The 21,743-nt window shown below is 61.7% G+C and carries 21 protein-coding genes; 12 read left to right on the top strand and 9 right to left on the bottom strand.

Annotation, left to right across the window (positions count from 1 at the left end; genetic code table 11):
• Positions 1-74: 74 nt before the first annotated feature.
• From VWZ81_RS15615 to VWZ81_RS15605, 3 genes are all read left to right on the top strand, one after another.
• Positions 75-2,207 (top strand): malate synthase G, encoded by a 2,133-nt coding sequence (locus VWZ81_RS15615; protein ID WP_416543623.1) that lies wholly within the window; start codon positions 75-77, stop codon positions 2,205-2,207.
• A 66-nt stretch (positions 2,208-2,273) separates the two neighbouring features.
• Positions 2,274-2,699, top strand: a complete 426-nt coding sequence (locus VWZ81_RS15610) for a GlcG/HbpS family heme-binding protein (RefSeq protein ID WP_340545071.1) — start codon at positions 2,274-2,276, stop codon at positions 2,697-2,699.
• Between the two features lie 203 nt (positions 2,700-2,902).
• Positions 2,903-3,682, top strand: a complete 780-nt coding sequence (locus tag VWZ81_RS15605; RefSeq protein WP_340545072.1) for a gamma-glutamyl-gamma-aminobutyrate hydrolase family protein — start codon at positions 2,903-2,905, stop codon at positions 3,680-3,682.
• A gap of 87 nt (positions 3,683-3,769) precedes the next feature.
• Here VWZ81_RS15605 and VWZ81_RS15600 read toward each other — a convergent pair whose 3' ends face one another.
• Together VWZ81_RS15600 and VWZ81_RS15595 are read right to left on the bottom strand one after the other, a co-directional pair.
• Entirely contained in the window at positions 3,770-6,010 is a 2,241-nt protein-coding gene (locus VWZ81_RS15600) for a molybdopterin cofactor-binding domain-containing protein (RefSeq protein WP_416543625.1), read from the bottom strand.
• Between the two features lie 3 nt (positions 6,011-6,013).
• Positions 6,014-6,478, bottom strand: coding sequence for a (2Fe-2S)-binding protein (locus VWZ81_RS15595; RefSeq protein ID WP_416543626.1), 465 nt, complete (start codon positions 6,476-6,478; stop codon positions 6,014-6,016).
• 60 nt (positions 6,479-6,538) lie between these two features.
• On the opposite strand from VWZ81_RS15595, the gene VWZ81_RS15590 reads away from it, so the two are divergent.
• Positions 6,539-7,162 carry a TetR/AcrR family transcriptional regulator gene (locus tag VWZ81_RS15590; RefSeq protein ID WP_416543627.1) on the top strand — a complete coding sequence of 208 codons (624 nt, stop codon included), beginning with the start codon at positions 6,539-6,541 and terminating at the stop codon, positions 7,160-7,162.
• An 86-nt stretch (positions 7,163-7,248) separates the two neighbouring features.
• On the opposite strand, the gene kynA is transcribed toward VWZ81_RS15590, so the two are convergent.
• From kynA to VWZ81_RS15570, 4 genes are all read right to left on the bottom strand, one after another.
• A complete protein-coding gene (gene kynA / locus VWZ81_RS15585) occupies positions 7,249-8,082 on the bottom strand; it encodes a tryptophan 2,3-dioxygenase (RefSeq protein WP_416543628.1) in 834 nt (277 codons plus the stop codon).
• 152 nt (positions 8,083-8,234) lie between these two features.
• Positions 8,235-9,428, bottom strand: coding sequence for a kynureninase (kynU, locus tag VWZ81_RS15580; protein ID WP_416540416.1), 1,194 nt, complete (start codon positions 9,426-9,428; stop codon positions 8,235-8,237).
• A 99-nt stretch (positions 9,429-9,527) separates the two neighbouring features.
• Positions 9,528-9,911 (bottom strand): MmcQ/YjbR family DNA-binding protein, encoded by a 384-nt coding sequence (locus VWZ81_RS15575; RefSeq protein WP_416539214.1) that lies wholly within the window; start codon positions 9,909-9,911, stop codon positions 9,528-9,530.
• Entirely contained in the window at positions 9,911-10,663 is a 753-nt protein-coding gene (locus VWZ81_RS15570) for an SDR family NAD(P)-dependent oxidoreductase (protein ID WP_340545079.1), read from the bottom strand. Before VWZ81_RS15570 ends, VWZ81_RS15575 begins: the two co-directional genes overlap by 1 nt.
• 248 nt (positions 10,664-10,911) lie before the next feature.
• Here VWZ81_RS15570 and VWZ81_RS15565 point away from each other — a divergent pair, with 248 nt between their 5' ends.
• From VWZ81_RS15565 to VWZ81_RS15530, 8 genes are all read left to right on the top strand, one after another.
• Positions 10,912-11,865, top strand: a complete 954-nt coding sequence (locus VWZ81_RS15565; protein WP_416543629.1) for an MBL fold metallo-hydrolase — start codon at positions 10,912-10,914, stop codon at positions 11,863-11,865.
• 299 nt (positions 11,866-12,164) lie between these two features.
• Positions 12,165-12,626, top strand: a complete 462-nt coding sequence (locus VWZ81_RS15560) for a methyltransferase family protein (RefSeq protein WP_340545081.1) — start codon at positions 12,165-12,167, stop codon at positions 12,624-12,626.
• 137 nt (positions 12,627-12,763) lie between these two features.
• Positions 12,764-14,335, top strand: coding sequence for a Re/Si-specific NAD(P)(+) transhydrogenase subunit alpha (locus VWZ81_RS15555; protein WP_340545082.1), 1,572 nt, complete (start codon positions 12,764-12,766; stop codon positions 14,333-14,335).
• Between the two features lie 13 nt (positions 14,336-14,348).
• Entirely contained in the window at positions 14,349-15,782 is a 1,434-nt protein-coding gene (locus VWZ81_RS15550) for an NAD(P)(+) transhydrogenase (Re/Si-specific) subunit beta (protein ID WP_416539218.1), read from the top strand.
• Between the two features lie 98 nt (positions 15,783-15,880).
• Positions 15,881-16,255, top strand: coding sequence for a VOC family protein (locus tag VWZ81_RS15545; protein WP_416536785.1), 375 nt, complete (start codon positions 15,881-15,883; stop codon positions 16,253-16,255).
• A 70-nt stretch (positions 16,256-16,325) separates the two neighbouring features.
• Positions 16,326-16,694 (top strand): MerR family transcriptional regulator, encoded by a 369-nt coding sequence (locus VWZ81_RS15540; RefSeq protein ID WP_416539220.1) that lies wholly within the window; start codon positions 16,326-16,328, stop codon positions 16,692-16,694.
• Positions 16,687-17,058, top strand: coding sequence for a carboxymuconolactone decarboxylase family protein (locus tag VWZ81_RS15535; protein WP_416539221.1), 372 nt, complete (start codon positions 16,687-16,689; stop codon positions 17,056-17,058). The genes VWZ81_RS15540 and VWZ81_RS15535 overlap by 8 nt, the downstream gene beginning before the upstream one ends.
• Before the next feature lie 131 nt (positions 17,059-17,189).
• Positions 17,190-18,470, top strand: coding sequence for a DUF3422 family protein (locus VWZ81_RS15530; protein ID WP_340545087.1), 1,281 nt, complete (start codon positions 17,190-17,192; stop codon positions 18,468-18,470).
• Here VWZ81_RS15530 and VWZ81_RS15525 read toward each other — a convergent pair.
• The 3 genes from VWZ81_RS15525 to VWZ81_RS15515 form a co-directional block, all read right to left on the bottom strand.
• On the bottom strand, positions 18,406-19,479 hold the full coding sequence (locus tag VWZ81_RS15525; RefSeq protein ID WP_416543630.1) for a YeeE/YedE family protein: 1,074 nt from the start codon (positions 19,477-19,479) through the stop codon (positions 18,406-18,408). The two genes, VWZ81_RS15530 and VWZ81_RS15525, sit on opposite strands and share 65 nt — an antisense overlap.
• 266 nt (positions 19,480-19,745) lie before the next feature.
• The gene (locus VWZ81_RS15520; protein WP_416536789.1) at positions 19,746-20,717 is read right to left on the bottom strand and encodes an ABC transporter permease; all 972 of its coding nucleotides are present in this window, start codon (positions 20,715-20,717) and stop codon (positions 19,746-19,748) included.
• On the bottom strand, positions 20,710-21,717 hold the full coding sequence (locus tag VWZ81_RS15515; RefSeq protein WP_416536790.1) for an ABC transporter permease: 1,008 nt from the start codon (positions 21,715-21,717) through the stop codon (positions 20,710-20,712). The genes VWZ81_RS15520 and VWZ81_RS15515 overlap by 8 nt, the downstream gene beginning before the upstream one ends.
• Positions 21,718-21,743 lie beyond the last annotated feature (26 nt).

Raw genomic sequence — 21,743 nt, 5'->3', positions numbered from 1 at the left:
CGCCGACGTTGATGATACGGAACTATTGGTGTATCGGGGGCAGTAATACGCCCAGTTAACAGGAGGATGGCCCCATGAGCGGGATGCAGGAACGTCATGATATGCAGGTGGCTGACACGCTGGTGTCCTTCATCGAGGACAAGGCGCTGCCCGGCACCGGTGTCACGACAGATGCCTTCTGGGGTGGTCTGGCCGGTCTGGTCAACGGCATGGGTGACGAAAATCGCGCATTGCTGGCCAAACGCGCCGATCTTCAGGGACAGATTGATGCCTGGCATATCGCGCGCCGGGGCCAGGCCCATGACGCGGCGGCCTATGAGACGTTTTTGCGCGAGATCGGCTACCTGCTGCCCGAAGGGGATGATTTCGAGATCGAGACGCAGAATGTTGATGATGAAATCGCCAATGTTCCGGGGCCGCAGCTGGTGGTGCCGATCACCAACGCGCGATTTGCCCTGAATGCGGCCAATGCGCGCTGGGGCAGCCTGTATGATGCGCTTTATGGCACCGATGCCATGGGCGACCTGCCGGAGGGCAAAGGCTATGATGCCGGGCGGGGCGCGCGGGTGATCGCATGGGGGCGTGGGTTCCTCGATCAGACCTTCCCGCTTGCTGACGGGTCGTGGTCGGACTGCACTGGCCTGTCGGTTGAGGATGGCGCGCTGGTGCCTGCGCTCAAGGATGCGACGCAGTTTGCAGGCTATGACGGCGCCGCCGCCACGCCGGGCAGGATCCTGCTAAAAAACAACGGGCTGCATGCAGTGATCGTGGTCGATGCCGAGGGCAATATCGGCAAGGGCGATCAGGCTGGGATCAACGATATCATCCTGGAATCCGCGCTGTCGACCATCATGGATTGCGAAGACTCCGTTGCCTGCGTGGACAGTGAGGACAAGGTCACGGCCTATTCCAACTGGCTGGGCCTGATGAAGCGTGACCTTTCCGAGGAGGTGAGCAAGGGCGGGACCACCTTTACCCGCGTGCTGAATGACGATCTGTCCTTCACCGCGCCGGATGGGTCCGATCTGCGGCTGAAGGGGCGCTCGCTGCTGCTGGTGCGCAACGTCGGCCATCTGATGACCAATCCAGCGGTTCTGGACAGCGAAGGCCGTGAGGCGGGCGAAGGCTTCATGGATGCGATGATCACCGTGCTCTGCGCCATGCACGACCTCCAGGCGGAGGGCGGCAATTCGCTGCATGGTTCGGTCTATGTGGTGAAGCCGAAGATGCACGGGCCCGAGGAAGTCGCCTTTACCAACCGGATCTTTGACCATGTCGAAGACGCGCTGGGCCTGCCGCGCCACACGGTCAAGATTGGTATCATGGATGAGGAACGCCGCACCTCGGTGAACCTCAAGGCATGTATCCGAGCGGCCAAGCATCGTGTGGCCTTTATCAACACCGGCTTCCTGGATCGGACCGGCGATGAGATCCACACCTCGATGGAAGCAGGCCCGATGCTGCGCAAGGGCGAGATGAAATCGACCCCCTGGATTGCCTCCTACGAGGATCGCAATGTCGATATCGGTCTGGCCTGCGGTCTGAAGGGGCGGGCGCAGATCGGCAAGGGGATGTGGGCGATGCCGGATCGCATGGGCGAGATGCTGGAGGCCAAGATCGGCCACCCGAAATCCGGCGCGACCTGTGCATGGGTGCCGTCGCCGACGGCGGCGACCCTGCACGCCACCCATTACCACCATGTTGATGTCCACGCGGTGCAGGACAGCCTGAAGGCAGCCGGTGCGCGCGGAACCCTTGCGGATCTGCTCACCATTCCGGTGATGGATGGTCAGAACCTTTCGGACGCCGATATCGCGCAAGAGATCGAGAACAACGCGCAGGGCATCCTGGGCTATGTGGTGCGCTGGGTTGATCAGGGCGTCGGCTGCTCCAAGGTGCCCGATATCCACGACGTCGGGCTGATGGAAGATCGGGCGACCTGTCGGATTTCCAGCCAGGCGCTGGCCAACTGGCTGCATCATGGCGTGGTGGACGAGGCGCAGGTCATGGCCGCGATGCAGAAAATGGCGGCGGTTGTGGACCAGCAGAATGCGGGTGATCCGAGCTATACGCCGATGGCACCCGGATTTGACGGGGTTGCCTTTCAGGCGGCCTGCGATCTGGTGTTCCGTGGTCGCGTCCAGCCCTCCGGCTATACCGAGCCGGTGCTGCACGCCCGCCGCCTGGAGCTGAAGGCGCAGGGCTGAGAAAAACGACTGGGGTCGGGCGGTCTGCCCGGCCCCTTTTTTATGTGCACATCAAGGACAATAGACATGACCCTCACTCTGGATCAGGCCCGCAGCATCATCGAACATACCCGCGCCAAGGGGCGGGAGATGGCGCTGAAACCGCTCTCTGTCGTCGTCTTGGACGCGGGCGGACATGTGCTTGCCTTTGAACGCGAGGACGGCGCCGCGCCCGGCCGCTTTGCCATCGCCCATGGCAAGGCCTATGGCGCGGTGATGCTGGGCATGGCTGGCACTGCGCAGATGGCGCGCGCTGAACAGCAGGCCTATTTCATGGCGGCCGTGAACGGTGTCTACGGCGGGCAGGTCGTACCGGTCCCCGGTGGCGTATTGCTGCGCAGTGATGCAGGTGCGGTGATCGGGGCTGTGGGGGTCACCGGCGATACCTCCGACAATGACGCCGAGGCGGCGATGGCCGGGATCCGCGCCACCGGGCTGACCGGGGAAGCGTGAGCCGAGGCGCCCGCTGACGAGCTGGCAGATGATCGCGATCTGCCGAAAGCTGCGGCGGAGATACAGCTTTTTACGGCAAAGCGGCAGGTTGCGCCCCATAGGGGAATTGCAACCCGCCGCGGCAGGGCTGTAGGATTGCCGTGACCCGGAGATGCTGTCCGAGGATGGACAGAAGGGCCGGCGCCCAAACCGCTGAGGACAGAATGACACGCCCCAAAGTCGGCATTATTGGCAATTCCTATCTCATCAATGATGAATACCCCGCCCATGCCGGGGGGACGATGAACTCCGAGGCGGTGGCCGAGGTTGCAGGCTGTATGCCGCTGCTGATTCCGTCGGATCCCCGGTTTCTGACGGTGGAGGAGCTGCTGGAGAGCTTTGATGGCTTTCTATTGACCGGCGGGCGGCCGAATGTGCACCCGCATGAATACGGCGAGGCCGAGACGGATGCCCATGGCGCCTTTGACCGGGCGCGTGATGCCATCACCCTGCCGCTGGTGCGCGCCTGCGTCGAGCGGGGGCAGCCATTTCTTGGCATCTGTCGTGGCTTTCAGGAGGTGAATGTGGCCATGGGTGGCACGCTTTACCCGGAAATCCGCGATCTGCCGGGACGGATGAACCACCGGATGCCCCCCGACGGGACACTGGAAGAGAAATTCGCCATGCGCCACATCGTTGAGCTGAGTGAAGGCGGCGTTTTCCATCGTCTGTTCGGTGCGGCGGAGGTGATGACCAATTCGCTGCATGGGCAGGGGATCAAGGTGCCGGGCAAGCGGATCGTGATCGACGGAACCGCCCCTGATAGCACGCCCGAGGCGATCTATGTGAAAGACGCTCCCGGTTTTACCCTTGCGGTGCAATGGCATCCAGAGTGGGACGCCGCGAATGACCCGGTGTCGCGGCCTTTGTTCACCGCCTTTGGTGACGCGGTGCGCGCCTGGGCCGAGGGTGCGGGCAGACCAACCCAACGGAAATCGGCCTGAGACACGACATCGGCCTGAGGCATCCGGTCTTTGACTACCCGTAGACACCTCAATCGGCACCGCCTTTAGGGCGGTGCCGTTGGTCTTTCAGACCAGCAGATCAAACTCATGTATCAGCGGCAGCTGACGGGCGCGTTTGCCGGTCAGATCGAAGATCGCATTGGCCAGCGCCGGGGCCGCCGGGGGCGTGCCGGGTTCCCCGGCGCCGCCCATGCGGGGCTGGTTTTCCAGCAGCGCGACCTGCACCTCGGGCATTGTGTGTATGCGCAGGGCGTCATAGTCGGGGAAATTCTGCTGCTGGACCGCGCCACCGTCAAAGGTGATCTCGCCAAAGCAGGCCGCAGACAGACCGTAGACCATGCCGCCAAACATCTGCGCGCGGGTGTTCTGCGGGTCGATGACACGGCCCAGATCTGCGGCGATCCAGGCTTTGGTCATGCGAATCTGCCCGTCCTGGTCGGCGACCTCGATAACCTGCGCGACTGGCGTGCCGAAACTATAGGCAAGCGCCACACCCCGGCCGATGCCATCGGCTGTCTTGCCGGTCCAGCCGGACATGTCGCGCACGGTTTCCAGCACCTTGGCAGCAGGCTCCCACTCGGCGCGGGCCAGCTCCAGCCGGAATTCCAGCGGATCGCGCCCGGCGGCATGGGCCATTTCGTCGATGATACAATCGGAGAAGAAGCCGTTGAAGGAGGCCCCCACCGAGCGCCAGAAGCCGACGGGAATCATCGGTTTGGCCAGATAGCCTTCGACGCGGAAATTGGGGATGGCGAGCGGCTGGTTGAAAGCGGTATCCACATGCCCCTTGTCCGGGCCGGACATTGGCAGGCCGAGCATCCGGCCAGCGCCTTCGACGGTGGTCGATTGCGCGGCGATTTTGCCGTGGACCATCACCGCCTTGCCGTCCTTTACCGCGGCGCGGTAGCGGGCGATGGCGCCTGGGCGGTAGAAGTCATGGGTCATGTCTTCCTCGCGGCTCCATGTCAGCTGCACCGGGGTGTCGGGCATCTGCAATGCGATCTGAACGGCGCGGTCGGTATAATCGGTTTCAATCCGCCGCCCAAATCCGCCGCCGAGGTAGGTTGTATTGACCTCAACCGCCTCGGCATCGAGCCCGGCAAGCGCTGCGGCGTTTTTCTGCACCACGGTTGGCCCCTGATTGGGCGCCCAGATTTGCAGCGCATCCCCGGTGTAAAGCGCGGTCGCGTTCATCGGCTCCATCGTGGCATGGGCCAGATAGGGCAGGCGATATTCCGCTTCGATCACGGTTGCGCCCTCTGGCAGCGCGTCCACATCGCCGTCATCGCGCAGGGTCGAGTTGGGGGCAGTGTCAAAACTGCGGGCGATCTCGTCAAAAATCGCGCCGGTTGTCTCGGGGTAGGGGGCTGCCTCCCACGTTACGTCAATGGCATCCACGGCCTGCTGCGCGAGCCAGGTGTTGCTGGCAACCACCGCGACAGCATCGCCAAGATCCAGTACCTTTTCCACACCGGCCATGCCTTCGGCTGCGCTGGCGTCAAAGGCGGTCTTGCCCACGCCGAAATGCGGGCTTTGTTTGATGGCGGCGAATTTCATGCCGGGCAGGCGGACGTCGACGCCGAATTCTGCGGTGCCGGTGGATTTGGCAACCATGTCGATGCGGGGCACATCCTTGCCGATCAGGCGCCAGCTCGACGCCGGGCGCAGATCCGCCTCGACAGGGTCAAGGGCGGCGGCTGCAACGGCAAGGCTGCCATAGGGCAGGCGGGTGCCATCCGGCGCGATGACATGACCATCTTCGGTGGCGAGCTGATCGCGTCCGACTGCCAGCTGCTCCGCAGCGGCCTGTTTCAGGGTCTCGCGGGCGCTGGCGCCCGCATGGCGCATCCGCTCAAAGCCGTCGCGCATGGAAGAGGAGCCGCCGGTGACCTGAAGATCAAGGAACTTGGCCATGTGACCGACGATTTCGCCCAGTGAATGCTGCAGAGGCGAGCTGTCATAGCCCCGTCCGGGCAGCGCCTCTGACATCATGGCGCTGTTGTAATAGGCCTTGGCGGCGGGGCCGTGCAGGACCGTGACCTTGGCCGGATCGACGTCCAGCTCTTCGGCGATCAGACTGGCCCAGGCGGATTTGACGCCCTGTCCCATCTCCGCCCGGGGCGCAATCAGAGTGACGCCGGATTGATCCACAAACACAAAGGGGTTGAGCACCGCGCGACCATCCTTCTGGTCGAGCGGGTTGGGAGCGGGCTGGTGGTACTTATAGGTGCCAAAGGCGACGCCACCTACGATGGCAGCAGAGCCGATGAGAAAGCTGCGGCGGGCGATTCTGCGAATGCTGGCCATGGCTCAGACCTCCTTCATCATTTTGGCGGCGTCATGGATGGCGGCGCGGATTCGGGGGTAGGTGCCACAGCGGCAGAGGTTGCCCTGCATCGCCTCGTCGATATCGGCATCCGAGGGGGCGGGGTTTTCCGCCAGCAGGCTCGCGGCCTGCATGATCTGGCCGGACTGGCAGTAGCCACATTGCGCGACCTGATTGGCGACCCAGGCTTTTTGCACAGCGACCATGGCGTCGGGTGTGCCGATCCCCTCGATGGTGGTGACCTCACCCCAGACATCGGACAGCGCCACCTGGCAGGAGCGCACGGCCTCGCCGTCAATATGCACGGTGCAGGCGCCACAGGCCGCGACGCCACAGCCGAATTTGGTGCCGGTCAGGCCGACTTCATCGCGCAGGACCCAAAGAAGCGGCACGTCGTCAGGCAGGTCAATCTGATGGGATTTCCCGTTGATGCGAAGGCTGGTGGACATTGGGTGTCCTTTCTGTGCTGGCTGCGTGACTTCGTGACAAAATGATGCATATGTGTCAGTGTGTCAATTGACAAATTTGGTATCGAATGTCAGAACTGCGCTATGGACATGCAGCAGATCGACCCCAAACAGCGCAACATTCTGGAATCCGCCTGGGAAGCCTTTGCGACCTATGGGTTTCGCAAGACTTCAATGGATGACATTGCCAAGCGGGCGGGGATGTCTCGCCCTGCGGTCTATCTGCATTTCAAGAACAAGGAAGCCATCCTGAAGGCGTTGATTGATGCCTATTACGCCGAGACAGCGCGAGCGGTCCACGCAGCGCTGACCGCAGACGGGGAACTTCAGTCGAAGGTTCTGAACGCATTCGACGCGCAGGGCGGCCCGGCTATAGAGGCTATGCTGAGCACGCCCCACGGGATGGAAACGCTGGAAGCCAGCATGAACGCGGCCGGCGATCACATTGAGGCCGGCGAATGCCTGATGCGCGGGGTTTATGCGGATTGGCTAAAGGATATGGCGGCTGCGGGACTGGTGCGGTTGGCCGGCACGCCGCAGGATGTGGCGCGCAGCTTTTGCAGTGCCATGAAGGGCGTCAAACATACCTCGGCAGATTATGCCGCCTACCGCTCGGGCGTTCGCCAGTTGGCGCTGTTGTTTGTGGCTGCGCTGTCGCCGCGCTGACTGGAGCAGGTTGACTGAGGGCAGGTCCAAATGGGGCAGCCTGGGGGGGGCGGGCAGGGCTGGCCTGCCGCCGATCCCATCTGGCGTCAGAGCGTGGTGCGCAGGTGCCAGAGCTCGGGGAACAGCTCCACCTCCAGCATACGTTTCAGATAGCTGACGCCACCGGTGCCGCCGGTGCCGCGTTTGAAGCCGATGACCCGTTCCACCGTGGTGACATGGTTGAAACGCCAGCGGCGGAAATAATCCTCAAAATCCACCAGCTTCTCGGCCAGCTCGTAGAGATCCCAATGCACTTCGGTATTGCGGTAGACCTCGGTCCAGGCCGCCTCAACCGCCGGATTGGGGCTATAGGTTTCGGAGAGGTCACGGTTCAGCACCTCTTCGGGCAGCTCAAACCGCTTGGACAGGGCGCGCAGGGCAACATCATAGAGCGAGGGCTGGCGCAGTTCTTCTTCCAGAAGCGCCAGAATGTCGGGGCGGTGGGCGTGCGGGCGCAGCATCGCCTTGTTGCGGTTGCCGAGCATGAATTCGATCTGGCGATACTGATGCGACTGAAAGCCGGAACTCTGCCCCAGTTCATTGCGAAAGGCAGAATAATCCGAGGGTGTCATGGTGCGCAGCACATCCCAGGCAGAGTTCAGCTGTTCGAAGATCCGCGCAACGCGGGCCAGCATCTTGAACGCCTCATGCGGTTTTTCCGCCAGCAGGCGCGCGCGCGCGGCGGTCAGCTCGTGAATGGCGAGGCGCATCCAAAGCTCTGAGGTCTGATGCTGGATGATGAACAGCATCTCGTCATGGGTGTTGGTCCAGGTCTTCTGCGCGGTCAGCAGCGTGTCGAGTGACAGGTAGTCGCCATAGGACATGCGCCCGTCAAACGACATCTGCGCGCCTTCCTTGGCGGGATCATAGGGGGTGGACATGGAAAGGCTCCTTGGTGTTCCGGTAGTGTATCAGATTGCGGGAACGGGGGCCTTTCTTGCGTTGAGCGTACCGCATTGGGCCAGTCGTCGCCACAGGGCGATCCAGCCCGCTGGCCGACACAGTGGCAGGCGATATGCGGGCAGGCTCGCCATCAGGTGACGGCGTTGCGGGTTTTGTATTCCGGGCGATCCCAGAGCGCGTTGGTCATCACGTCCTCGATGATATCAACAGCGGCCCTGACGTCACCTTCGTCAATGTAGAGCGGGGTGAAGCCGAAGCGCATGATATCCGGCGCGCGGAAGTCTCCCACCACACCACGGGCGATGAGCGCCTGCATGGCGGCATAACCTTCATGGAAGCGGAAGGACACCTGGCTGCCACGGGCGTTGCCGTCGCGCGGCGACGCAAGAGTGAGATCGGGGCAGCGGGATTCCACCTCGGCAATGAACAGATCGCAAAGTTCGATGGATCTGGCGCGCACATCGGCCATATCGGCCATGTCCCAGATATCCATCGAGGCCTCGAGTGCGGCCAGCTGTAACACCGGCGGCGTGCCGACGCGCATCCGTTCGATCCCGCTGCCTGGTTTGTAATTCAGGTCGAATTCAAACGGCGCGGCGTGACCCAGCCAGCCGGAGAGCGCCGGGCGGGCCGTGTCGGCATGGCGCGGCGCCACATAGATGAACGCTGGACCACCGGGGCCGCTATTGAGGTATTTATAGGTACATCCTACGGCGAAATCGGCCTTGCAGCCTGCCAGATCGACCGGCAGCGCACCTGCGGAATGGGCCAGATCCCAGACCGTCACGACACCGGCAGCATGGGCCTGTTCGGTCAGCGCCTTCATATCGTGCTTGCGACCGCTGCGGTAATCGACTTCGGTCAGCATCAGCACGGCAATGTCGTCGGTGATATGGGCGCTGACCTCCTCCGGTGCGACCACGCGAAGCGAATAGTCCGGGCCAAGCGATTTCACCAGACCTTCGACCATATAGAGATCGGAAGGGAAGTTGCCGCTGTCAGACAGGACCACCTTGCGCGATGGGTTCAGCTCCAGTGCCGAGGCGACGGCCTGATAGACCTTGATCGACAGGGTGTCACCCATCACCACATGGCCGGGTTCTGCGCCGATCAGCCGGGCAATCCGGTCGCCGATGGCGGTTGGTTTCTGCATCCACCCGGCCCTGTTCCAGCCGGTGATCAGCATCTCGCCCCATTCGTCCTCGATCGTGCTGCGCACCCGTTCGGCGGTTGCACGCGGCATCGGACCCAGAGAATTGCCATCGAGGTAGATCATCCCTTCGGGCAGGGAAAACATAGCCTTGGTTGCGGCGAAATCGGTCATCTGAACCTCGTGATCATGGGCGGCCTGACGGACGGAGTGGTTTATTTTAGGCTTAAAGCTTCTCGAGTGCTACCGCATCGGATCTGTCCTGTCCAGAGATTAGCGGCTGGTGGGATCCAGCTGCGGTTCCGGAATGCCCAGTTCAGTTCGTTTTCGTTTCGACAGACCGGCGGTCACCAGACTGTACGACAGGCTGATCTGCTCTTTCAGCTCGGCATCGGTCAGGCCGGGATCTTTGAAATGTTGCAGCCACTTCATTCCGCGCGAGGCCAGATAGGGCGCCGGGCGGACGCCCGGTCGCTCCTGCAAAACCTCAAAGGCGATCTCGCCCGTCTTGAAGGTAAAGGCGTCCTTGCCCTCGGCCCAGCCGCAGATGGCAAAGACCTTGCCTCCTGCCTTCCACACGTCGGCATCGCCCCATTGGATGACATGCGATGTAGCGGGGAAGCTGGCGCAGAAGGCGTTGAACTCCTCGCGGGTCATCAGGTCTGCCCACCTGCGATTTCGATGGTTTGTCCATTGATAGACTGAGAGCCGGGACCACAGAGCCACAGCAGCGCGGCGGCAACCTCATCCGGTTGGATCAGCCGCTTGTGCCGGTTCGCAGAGACCATGATCTTCAGCGCCTGTTCTTCGCTCACTCCGGCGCGCTGAGAGATCGAGGTGACGTTGCGGTCGATGATCGGCGTATCGACATAGCCCGGGCAGAGCGCGTTGAAGGTATAGGGCGTGCCCAGATAATCCTCGCTCAGCGATCGGGTCAGGCCGATCAGCCCGTGTTTGCTGGCCGAATAGCAGGGCGCGCCTTGCAGCCCGCGCAGGCCTGCGATGGAGGATACGGTGACGACACGGCCCCAGTCGGTCTGGCGCATGGATTTCATACATTCGCGGATCGTCAGAAAAGCGCCGTCGAGGTTGGTTGCCATCATGTTGCGCCAGAAGTCCATCGACATCTTGTGCAGGGCCTTGCCCTCGGCGATGCCTGCATTGGGGACGCAGATCTGCACCGGACCGCGAGCTGCGGTGGCGGCGTCAATTTTTGCGATCACGTCCTGTTCGTCGCGCACATCCATGGCGAGCGGATGCAGCCCATCGGTTGCGACCTCCTCCAGCACCTCCTGCCGACGGCCGGTGATCGTCACCGCAGCCCCCTCGGCGGCCAGCGCCTTGGCCATCGCCAGACCAATGCCGGTGCCTCCGCCGGTGATCAATGCGTGTTTTCCCTTGAGTGTCATGGTGTTGCTCCGCTGTTGTTCGTAACTGTTGGGGCCATGCGGGTGATCCCCACATGCAACCCGGATCTTGATATGAGCCTAACCGCCGCAGGGAGGCTGGCAAGATCTCCGTTCCGTCACTTTATCAACCGGCACGGGCACAACGCTTGCGGCGGCGGGTCTCGGAGAAATGGTTTACAGAAATATTCCTATGTGTGAATGTAACGGCATGTGGCGACGAACCGCCACCAAGGCTGACGGAGGATCCCATGAAAGCTCTTGTCTGTGGCGTGGCAACCGCGCTGATGTTGCCTCTATGCGGGCTGGCCAGCGAAGATATCGCGGATCAATACCCGCAGTCCGAGTTGTACTCAAAGCCCGTGGAGGTGATCCCGCATGTGTTTTCGGCTATTGGAGCCACCGCGCCGCCAACCTATGAAAATGCCGGCCATAACAATAACCTGAGCTTCGTTGTGACCGAGGCGGGTGTTGTGGTGATCAATGCGGGGGCGTCTGATGCGCTGGCTGCCGCGCTCCATGCCGAGATCAAGGCGGTGACCGATCAGCCGGTGGTTCTGGTGATCAATGAAAACGGGCAGGGCCATGCGATGTTGGGCAACGGCTATTGGCGCGATCGGGGCGTTGACGTTCTGGCGCATGTAGATGCCACGGCCGAGGTGACGCAGAACGGTCATTTTATCCTTCAGGGGATGCAAGGCTACAATAAGGACAGGGCCGGGGACACGCGGGTGGAGCCTGCGAACCTGAGTTTTGAAGATCGTTACGATCTGTCGCTTGGCGGGATCGACTTTCAGGTCCTGCATCTTGGTCCGGCCCATGATCCGGGTGACACGCAGGTCTGGATTCCGCAGTGGGGGATGCTGATCGCAGGCGATATTGCCTTTCACGAGCGGATGTTGCCGATTTTTGAACATACCTGCACCAGCTGCTGGATCGAGACCTGGCAGGACAAGCTGGAACCGCTGGCGCCGACCTATGTGATCCCCGGCCATGGTCATCCGACCAACCTGGATCAGGTCCGGCGCTACACTCTGGAGTATCTGCTCGATCTGCGCAGCAAGATTGGCGCCCATATCGAGGAGGGCGGCGATCTGGCCTCGGCCTATTACGTGGATCAGGCCCGCTGGCAGCAGCTCGATACTTTTGAGGAACTGGCGACCAAGAATGCCGGGCGTGTCTATGAGGAGATGGAGTGGGAATAGCGCGCCCACCCGGTGATCTGCGCCCATCGTGATCCTTGCGACAAGAACTGTGAGCGGTAGCAGAACTCAGCATGCCGATCAGTTGCGGCAGGCATGCAAAAGTATACGTGGTCATTCGCAACAATATATGCAGGATCATGCCGCAAACGGAACGGATTCGCCGTTTCACGACCATTTTGGGCAATCTGTCCTTATCCTTCGGAAGTCATCTCCGAAGGCTGGACGTTCTGGCCACATGAGGGAAAACTGCCGCTGATGCGCATCAAGACCGACAAGGATCACCCGGAGTGCCGTCTGCAATGAAATGGATTGACGTGCCTCCTGTGTGGTTGCTGGGGTTTGCAGTGCTGGCCTGGTGTCAGGCACGTTTCCTGCCTATGGGGCTCGAATTGTCGCATGGCGTGATCGGCGCCGTCGTCGGGCTGGTCAGCGGCCTCTTGATCGGAGCGGGAGTCATTCTGATGCTGCTCGCGGTGATGGAAATGCGGCGTCATAGGACGACGCTGCATCCACACGGGCAGCCAAGCCAGCTGGTTCAATCGGGTATTTTCAAACGCAGCCGCAATCCGATCTACCTAGGTGATTGCCTGCTGCTGCTCGGACTGATCCTGCGGTTTGACGCGGTGCTGTCGCTGATACTGCTGCCGGTCTTTGTCTGGGTGTTGGAACGCCGTTTCATCCTGCCCGAGGAAAACCGGTTGCGGCGGCAGTTCAGGGCGCAGTGGGGGCGCTACGAAAAAGACACAGGACGATGGCTGTGACGGATTTGCGGCACCGCAGCAAAGTGTTGCGGCGACGCAGCGAAACTGTTGCGCAAAAATATTGCGCAATGTAGTCAAAATATTTGCGATCCGTGCTCAGTCAGTCTGATGCGGACACAAAGAGGGGGACCGACAAGGTGAAAATAGGCACACCAAAAGAAGTGTTTGACGGCGAGGCGCGGGTTGCGATGACCCCGGACTCCGCGGTTCAACTGCAAAAGCTGGGGTACGACTGCGCGATTGAAAGCGGTGCCGGGGCAGCGGCAGGTTTTTCTGACGCCACCTACGAGGCTGTCGGCGTCGAGATCATCAAGACACCGGCCGCATTGTGGAAAGCCTGCGATATCGTTGCCAAGGTGCGTCAGCCCACCGAAGCGGAGCTGAAGCGGATGACAGCGGGCAAGACGCTGATCTCCTTCTTCAATCCCGGCGGCAATAGCGAAGGTCTGGAACTCGCCAAATCCAAGGGCGCCAATGTGATCGCCATGGAAATGGTGCCACGTATCAGCCGTGCCCAGAAAATGGACGCGCTGTCGTCGATGGCCAATATCGCAGGTTACCGCGCCGTCATTGAGGCCGGGAATAACTTTGGCCGGTTCTTCACCGGTCAGATCACAGCTGCGGGCAAGGTTCCTCCGGCCAAGGTTCTGGTGGTTGGTGCAGGGGTTGCAGGCCTTGCGGCGATTGGCGCCTCTACCAGCCTGGGTGCGGTGACCTACGCCTTTGACGTGCGCCCCGAAGTGGCGGAGCAGGTCGAAAGCATGGGGGCCGAATTCGTCTATCTGGATTTCGAGGAAGACCAGCAGGATGGCGCGGCAACCGGCGGCTATGCTGCGGTCTCCAGCCCGGAGTTCCGTGAAGCGCAGCTCGCGAAGTTCCGCGAACTGGCTCCCGATGTCGATATCGTCATCACCACCGCGCTGATCCCCAACCGTGAGGCTCCCAAGCTGTGGCTTGAGGATATGGTCGCCGCGATGAAGCCGGGTTCGGTGATCGTTGACCTTGCAGCCGAAAAGGGCGGCAACGTCGAAGGCACGGTGATGGACGAGAAAGTGGTAACCGAGAATGGCGTGACCATCATCGGCTATACCGATTTCCCGAGCCGGATGGCCGCGCAGGCGTCGACGCTTTATGCCACCAACATCCGCCATATGATGACTGACCTGACGCCCGAGAAGGACGGTCAGATCAATCACAACATGGAAGACGACGTAATCCGCGGCGCCACGGTGACCTTCGAGAAGGAAATCACCTTCCCGCCGCCACCGCCCAAGGTGCAGGCCATCGCGGCCCAGCCGAAGAAAGAGGTGAAGGAACTGACGCCCGAAGAGAAGCGGGCGCAGGAGGTCGAAGCCTTCAAGCAGCAGACCAAGAACCAGGTCACCCTGCTGGCTGTGGGCGGTGCCTTGGTGCTGTTTGTGGGGCTGTTTGCCCCCGCGAGCTTCATGCAGCATTTCATCGTGTTTGCACTGGCCTGTTTCGTGGGCTTCCAGGTGATCTGGGGCGTTGCCCATTCGCTGCATACGCCGTTGATGGCTGTCACCAATGCGATTTCCTCGATCATCATCCTCGGCGCGTTGATGCAGATCGGATCCGGGTCGTTCCTGGTGATCTTCCTTGCGGCGCTGTCGGTGTTCATGGCCGGGATCAATATCTTCGGCGGGTTCCTCGTCACGCGGCGCATGCTTGCCATGTTCCAGAAATCTTAAGGAGGCCGGGAGTATGGACTTTGGCTTTACAACTGCCGCCTATGTGGTTGCGGCTGTTCTCTTCATCTTGTCGCTGGGCGGCCTGAGCGGTCAGGAAAGTGCGAAACGCGCGGTCTGGTACGGCATTGCGGGTATGGCGCTGGCGGTTCTGGCAACCCTGATTGGTCCCGGTGCCGGTCTTTGGCTGTTGTCGATCGTCCTGATCGCCGCAGGCGGTATCATCGGCTACTACGTCGCCAAACGCGTGCAGATGACCGAAATGCCGCAGCTGGTGGCGGCGATGCACTCGCTGGTGGGTCTGGCTGCGGTGTTCGTGGGCTTCATCGCCCATATCGAGCTGGGCCGCGTTCTGGCGATGGATGACACTGCGAAAAAGGCGCTCGAAGGCTTTGGTGCGCTTCTGGCCAAGAAAGACGGTGTCGAGATCGCGATCCTGCGGGTGGAACTCTTCCTCGGTGTCTTCATCGGTGCCGTGACCTTCACCGGGTCGGTGATTGCCTATGGCAAGCTGGCAGGCAAAGTGTCCTCGGCGGCGACCAAGCTGCCCGGCGGTCATATGCTGAACGCTGGTGCTGCGGGTCTCTCGCTGATCTGTCTGATCTGGTATTTTAACACTGGCGGTTTCTTCCCGCTGTTCCTGATGACCCTGGCAGCGCTGTTCATCGGCTACCACCTGATCATGGGCATCGGCGGCGCGGATATGCCCGTGGTTGTCTCGATGCTGAACAGCTACTCCGGCTGGGCCGCGGCGGCGATTGGCTTTTCGCTCGGCAACGATCTCTTGATCGTGGTTGGCGCGCTTGTGGGCTCCTCCGGTGCGATCCTCAGCTACATCATGTGTAAGGCGATGAACCGGTCCTTCATCTCGGTGATTCTGGGCGGCTTTGGCGGCACGGCTGGTCCGGCGATGGAAATCGACGGCGAGCAGATCGCGATTGATGCCGATGGTGTGGCCGCTGCCCTGGATGAGGCCGACAGTGTCGTCATCATCCCCGGCTACGGTATGGCAGTGGCACAGGCCCAGCAGAATGTGGCTGAGCTGACCCGCCGTCTGCGTGCCAAGGGCAAGAACGTCCGCTTTGCGATCCATCCGGTTGCCGGTCGTCTGCCGGGTCATATGAACGTGCTCCTCGCCGAGGCGAAAGTGCCCTACGATATCGTGCTGGAAATGGACGAGATCAACGAGGACTTCCCGGACACGGATGTGGCGATCGTCATTGGCTCCAACGACATTGTGAACCCGGCGGCACAGGAAGACCCGAACTCGCCCATCGCCGGTATGCCGGTGCTGGAATGCTGGAAGGCGAAACAGGTGTTCGTCTCTAAGCGCGGGCAGGGTACGGGCTACTCGGGCATCGAGAACCCGCTGTTCTTCAAGGAGAATACCCGCATGTTCTATGGCGATGCCAAGGCCAGCCTGGATAAACTGCTGACCATGATCAGCTGATTGTTCGGCGTATCGCTGCACATACCGAAAGAGCGCTCCTGCCGGGGCGCTCTTTTTTCGTGATCCTGTGGTATCATTCGCCAGCCGAGGAGGATGATATGGAAAAGGCCCAAGGCATAGGTGGCGTGTTTTTCCGCGCCAAAGACCCCGAAGCGCTGAGCCGGTGGTACAATGACCATCTGGGGATTGACCCCGTCGGCGGAACCCCCTGGATGCAGGGCGGCGGCTACACCGTCTTTGCTCCATTTGCCGAGGATACCGATTATTTCGGAGATACCAGCAAACAGTGGATGATCAATTTCCGGGTAACGGATCTGGCCGCGATGATCGCCCAGCTGACCGCCGCCGGTATCGCTGTTGAGACCCGGCCGGAGTGGGACGGCGAGATTGGCTATTTCGCGCGGTTGCATGACCCGGAGGGCAATCCGATAGAACTCTGGCAGCCGATCGGACGCGCCGCAGATACCGCTTGAGCTGGAGTGTACTCCAACCGCTAGGGTGTCCCGACTCACCCATGAGGGGTGGGCAGCAAGAGAGATGTGCATGAAGATTTCAGAGGTGGCGATGGCCACGGGGCTGAGCGTGGATACCCTGCGCTTTTACGAGAAGATCGGGTTGATTGATCCGCCGGCGCGGGATGCCGCCGGGCGGCGGGTCTATGATCGCGAAATCCTCGGCTGGATCCGCTTTCTGGGGCAGTTGAACGCCACCGGAATGAAACAGGCGGATCGGGTCCGCTATGCCCGGTTGCGGGCGCGGGGGCGCGAAACCCTGGCCGAACGCCGCGCAATGCTGGAGGCCCACCGCGAGGTGATCCGCCAGCAGCTGGAGCAGCTTCATGACACGCTTGCCCTGATGGATCGCAAGGTTGCGATCTACCACGAGCTGGAGAAGGAAAGCGCAGATGTCTGACGCAGTGACCAAGGGCCGTAATCTGTTGGCCGAATTGAACCCGGAGTTGGAGAATATCCTGGCAGAGCGCTATGACGCCCATCTGCCCGGAATGTCGGAGAGCCTGGTGGAATGGGCCTATGGGCGCCACTACGCACGCGCGGGGCTGGACCTGCGGACACGGCAGCTCTGTACGGTTGCGGCGTTGACTGCGCTTGGCGGTCAGACCGCGCCGCAGCTCAAGGTGAATATCGCCAACACCCTCGCCGCAGGGGCAAGTGAAGGCGAGATTCTGGAGGTCATCTGGCAGATGGCGGTCTATGGCGGCATGCCTGCGGCCATCAATGGTTTGAATGCGGCGATTGAGGTGTTCGAGGCGGCATAATGTCGGCGAGAGTCGAGGGCTGCCCCATAATTGTATACGGTTGTATCCAGTTAAGGTATTGAAAAAACGTAATTCTTTACAGGTTGCTCCACCTCGGCTAACCTGTGGTCTGCTGCTCAGGGAGACCACAGATGCCGCCGATCCAAGACCACCCGCTGCGCTACCAGCTGGCCAATGAGCTGCACGCCCGCCCGTTCCCGACGATGAGCAACCCCTCGACGGTGATCTACCTGGCGATCAAGCAGCCGCAGGAGGCCGTGCATCGGGATCGCAGCCGGGACCTTGCGCATCTGGTCGATCTCTTGGACCGTCACGGTGTCGCCCACCCGACGCCGGGGGCGACCCATCATTCGGTGCAGCTGGGCCGCCATACGCTCAAATGGGAACAGCATACTGAATTTGTGTCCTACACCCTGTATTTCGACGGTATCAGCGCCCGCCCGTATGATCCTGCGGATTTTGATGTCTTCCCGTCGGACTGGCTGGCGGAGGCTCCGGGTCAGCGCATCACTTCGATCATGCTGCGGGTCTTGCCTCGTGGCGAAACCTCTGACGTTCGGGCGGCTCTGACCGATTGGTTTGTGCCGGAAAGCCTCGCCGTGGCCCGAGTGCTGGACGACAGCTGCGTGGTGGCGGGGGATTTCCGCATTGATCCGGCTGGGCATATGCGGTTTGCGGTTTTCCCGAACCGGGAAACCGGCGCCCAGCGGATCGGCCGGGTGGTGCAGCGCCTTTGCGAGATTGAGACCTATCGGGCGATGTCGATGCTCGGGTTTTCGCGGGCGCGCGGGCTGAGTCCGACGATTGGCGCGCTCGACACCCATCTGAGCGAGATGATGGCCGAGATGACCGGGGATCGTATGCCGGCGGAACAGACCCTTGCGCAGCTGCTCACGGTCTCGGCTGAGCTGGAGGCGATGGCGGCGCAGGCAGCGTTCCGCTTTGGTGCGACGGGGGCCTATGATGCGCTGGTCAACCAACGGATCGCCCTGCTGCGCGAGACCCGGTTTGAAGGGTATCAGACCTTTGCTGAGTTCATGCTGCGCCGATTTGAACCGGCGATGCGCACGGTGAAGTCAACCGAAGGGCGGCTCGCTACGCTGGCAGACCGGGCGCGTCGCGCCGGGGAGCTGCTGCGAACCCGTGTCGATGTGGAACGCAGTGCCCAGAACCAGGCCCTGCTGGAAAGCATGGACCGCCGCGCCGATATGGCGCTGCGGCTGCAACATACGGTGGAAGGGCTGTCAGTGGTGGCGATCAGCTATTACGCTGTGTCGCTGGCGTCTTATGCGCTCTATCCCCTCGCGGCGGTGCTGGACCTCAGCAAGGGGATGATGACGGCAGCACTTACTCTGCCGGTTGTGCTGCTGGTCTGGCTCGCGGTGCGGCAGATCCGGAAGCGGCTGCATTGAGCAGGGCGTCTGCCGCCAAACCGCCTGCGCCAATCGACAGCAGTGCCAGAACAGCCGCTAGGCTGAGGGTTGGGATACCGGCGAGACCGGCCCCGACTGTGCAGCCGCCAGCCAGTACACCGCCAATCCCCATCAGCACCGCGCCAGTGAGGTAGCGGCCGGTCTGCCGCGGGCTTTCAAAGCTCTGCCACTGGAAGCGACCGCTCAGCAGGGCGGCGACCAGCGCGCCAATCAGCACGCCGCCCACCAGCCCGGTCCCGAAGCCCGCAGGCACGGCGCTGGACGCCAGCGTGTAGAATAGTGTTTCCGCCGAAGGCGCGGTGAAGGAGAGGCTCTCCATGGCGATCGGGTCAAATTCATCATACAGCACATAGCCGGTGCCGACCCAGGCCAGCGGCACCAGCGCGCCGATGGCGGCCCCCCCGGCCAGCATCAGCGGATGATTGCCCGAGCGCAGAGCGATGACAAGAGCGGCCGCAACGATCAGCCCGGCGCCCGTCAGCGCGCCGCCGGGCAGTGCGGTGAGAGAGGCGAAATCCCCAATCGGCACCGTGATGCCGCCGATCCAGCTGCGCAGCGGTGCCAGCACGCCTTTGAGCGTGGCGTGGGCGACAATTGCAAAGGTCACGATCACAACCAGCGCCCGCAGGTTGCCGCTGCCGGTCAGAACCATCAGGCGCGAGACGCAGCCACGGGTCAGCACCATGCCGGCCCCGAACATAAGGCCGCCCAGTACCACCGCAGCAATCGGCAGATCCGCGACCATCAGGCGGTGCTCGGCAAAGCTGATCCAGCCCTGCGCCACGGCGGCCTGCGTGCCCAGAACAGCAACGGCCAGCGCCATTGTCCAGACGCCTGCGGCCTGACGGCGATCCGCGCCGACAACAGCGCGGCGGAAACAGAAGCGGGTCAATTGCGCCAGCCCGCCGAACAGGACACCGACAGAGAGTGCAAACAGAACCGAAACCGCCCGCGCGGTGGTGTCTTCAAAGCCAAGTGTCTCGAACATATGCGGCCTCCATTGCTGCGAGCGGATTCGTCGCGTTTGGAATATTTTCCCGAAATGGCCGGTTTTTGTGATCTGAGCAACCCTATGGCACCAAGCTGGCGCGGCATCCGGCAGAATGATGTTCTCTGCTAGGTGCCCTTCGCAGGCTATGTGTCCCAGCCCTGCCGCTGCGGGCAAAAACAAACCGGCCACCTGGGAGAAGTGGCCGGTTGATATGTTTTTATTTGAATGTGTTGAGCCGTTCGGGCCTCACATCTCTGGTGTGGTCAGCGCCCGCGGATCCGTGGGTCCAAGGCGTCGCGCAGACCGTCGCCGAGGTAGTTCACGCTCAGCACGGTGAGAGAGATCGCCATACCGGGCCAGAACACCCGCTCCGGGTATTGCTGGAGATAGTCCGTCGCATCGTAGAGCAGACGCCCCCATGTCGGGAAATCAGGCGGGAAGCCCAGGCCGAGGAAGGATAGGGCGGATTCGGTGATGATCGCGGTTGCAATCCCCAGCGTGGCCGAAACCATGATCGGTGACAGCACGTTGGGCAGGATGTGCCGCGAAATCAGCTTGCTGTTGGTGGTGCCGATGGAGCGGGCCGCAAGAACGAATTCCCGTTCCTTGATCGCCAGGACATCGCCACGCACGATCCGCGCGGTGGGCATCCAGCTGGTGATGCCGATCGAGGCCACGATCAGGATAAAGATCCCCTGTTCCGGGCCGAAGGCGGCGTTCAGCGGCTCGCGGAACAACAGCATCATCACCAGCAGAAGCGGCAACAGCGGCAGCGCCAGGAACAGATCGGTCAGGCGCATCAACGGTCCGTCGAGACGTTTGAAGAACCCTGCGAGAACGCCAACCAATGAGCCGAGGAACAGCGCCAGAAGCATCGCGGTCAGGCCAACGGAGACCGAGGTCGCGCCGCCTGCCATCATCCGGGCCAGCATGTCACGCCCCAGCTGATCCGTGCCAAAAGGATGCGCCCAGCTTGGGCTCTGGTTGCGGGCACGGATATCAATGCGGGTGGCATCAATGTCCCAGAAAAACGGGCCGAGATAGACGGCCAGTACGATCAGCAGGAACAATGCCCCGCCAAGCATGGCGCCCTTGTGTGACTTGAACTGATCCCACACATCCAGCCACTGGCTGCGGGGCGGTTGGTCCAGTTCTTCGATCACGCCTGCCGCAGGTAGCGCGGTCGAGGCGGGCACAATCCCTTCGTCGGGCACCAGACGGTCCTTATCAGTCATAGCGGATCCTCGGGTCTAGAATGCCATAGAGCACGTCGGCAATCAGGTTGAACAGCACGATCAGCACGGCAAAGATGAAGGTCAGCGTCTGCACCATCGGCAGGTCGTTGGCCTCGATCGCGCCGATCAGCAGCTGGCCGATGCCGTTCACCTTGAACACCTGTTCGGTGATGATGGCGCCACCGAAGATCGACGGAATCCCCAGCGCGATCACGGTCACGACCGGGATCATCGAGTTGCGCAGAACATGGACCATGACGACCACATATTCGCTGAGGCCCTTGGCGCGGGCGGTGCGGACGTAATCCTGATTGAGGTTGTCCAGCATCGAGGCCCGCATGAACCGGCTCAGCTGTGCGGTGATTTGCAGCGCCAGCACCATGACCGGCATGATCATCTGTTGCAGCTGCTTAACAAAAGACTCCCAACTGTTCACAACATGAGTGGTGTCGTAGATCGATGGGAACCAGCCCAGCTGGACCGAGAAGATCACAATCACCAGTACGCCGGAGAAGAAGGGCGGCACCGAGAAACCCACCATCGACACAAATGTGCCGACCTGATCGAACCAGCTATACTGGCGATAGGCCGAATAGATGCCGATGGGCAGGGCGATGGCGATGGCGACCAGATAGGCGGTGCCCACGACCCACAGGGTCTGGGGAATACGCTGCACGACGATATCCATCACCGGCGAGCGGGTCTGCCAGGAGATCACCCGCAGGTCACCTGCGGAGAAGCTGGTGCCAAAATAATAATCGATCAGAACCTGAGGTTCGATCCAGAAGAACTGCACGATCCATTTCCAGAATCGGATATGCGCGGGTTGGCCAAGGCCAAGCGCTTCGCGCATCTTTTCTTTGACTTCGGGGGGGACGGTCAGAGGGACCTGAGCCATCGGGTCACCGGGCGCAAGTTCAAGCAGCAGGAAGATCACCAGGCTGATGAACAGAAGCGTCGGTACCGACAGGACAAGGCGTCTGATTGTAAAGGTCAGCATCCAGTAGGCGCCTTTGCAATTGGAAG

The sequence above is a fragment of the Phaeobacter sp. JH20_34 genome (assembly GCF_048056095.1).
Taxonomy (GTDB): Bacteria; Pseudomonadota; Alphaproteobacteria; order Rhodobacterales; family Rhodobacteraceae; genus Phaeobacter; species Phaeobacter bryozoorum.
The sequence above is the reverse complement of the archived record's forward strand: the minus strand, read 5'-3'. Positions and strand labels throughout refer to the sequence as shown.